The 849-nt window shown below is 39.6% G+C and carries 1 protein-coding gene; it reads right to left on the reverse strand.

The genetic code is table 11. From position 1 onward, the window contains the following. Positions 1-189: 189 nt before the first annotated feature. The gene (locus HMPREF9412_RS32545) at positions 190-372 is read right to left on the reverse strand and encodes a hypothetical protein (protein ID WP_139083956.1); all 183 of its coding nucleotides are present in this window, start codon (positions 370-372) and stop codon (positions 190-192) included. Positions 373-849 lie beyond the last annotated feature (477 nt).

Raw genomic sequence — 849 nt, forward strand, 5'->3', positions numbered from 1 at the left:
CTGTAATGACCCCGTTTCCCTTTTAGCGTCCTGTTTCTGTATATCTGTGAGCCTCGGTCCTCCATCTGATCTCAAGGTTAACGTGACGTTGGAGGTGGGAAAAATCCATCTACTAGTCCAACCCTCTTCCAGCTAGGTTGAACCTTAAGATACCTTTCTTAAATGACGCTCTTATGTGAATTGAATTACTCAGTCCAAAAGCGTGTTTATGCGAATACGGTCAATCTTTGCATCTTTGATATGGAACGTCATTACATTCACATAGTTGGCCGGCGTATACCGGTAATCAACCTCAGCGCTGGTCGCTCCATTGCCCATTAGATTCCCTTCATGCACGCATGCCTCGTACCATATCCATCTTGATACCGTCATAAATAAACGGCTCAAGGCCTGGACTGACGATTTATCGACAGATCAGTAATAAAATATTGTTTAGTCGTTACAATAATTTCATCAATCTTTAAGTCTTTCTATCTGACCAGCTATAATTTGCGGGGGATCGGATTTTATTACAACAAGTACTAAAGCTGCTCCTAAAACTAACGTTCTCAACATTTCAACTCCTCTTCGCAAAATCCAACCTACTTTTAGACGAACCTGGAATAAATTTGTTTTGTTAAACTTCTCGTAACTTAATAAAATTGCATGGAAACATAGTTATATATTTATCTAATCGGTAATCGGACCATATTCCCTGTTGCGGCATTGGACCTCTTTGAGAACGTGTGCGGGGTGAAATCAAATCCGGAATGTAACCATGTTCTTGTCATCAGTCTGGAATGTTATCAAGTTCTTGTCATTGTGTATTGACAAGAACTTGATAACATAAATATAAAAAGCCGCATAATT

This window comes from Paenibacillus sp. HGF5, assembly GCF_000204455.1.
Taxonomy (GTDB): domain Bacteria; phylum Bacillota; class Bacilli; order Paenibacillales; family Paenibacillaceae; genus Paenibacillus_AQ; species Paenibacillus_AQ lautus_A.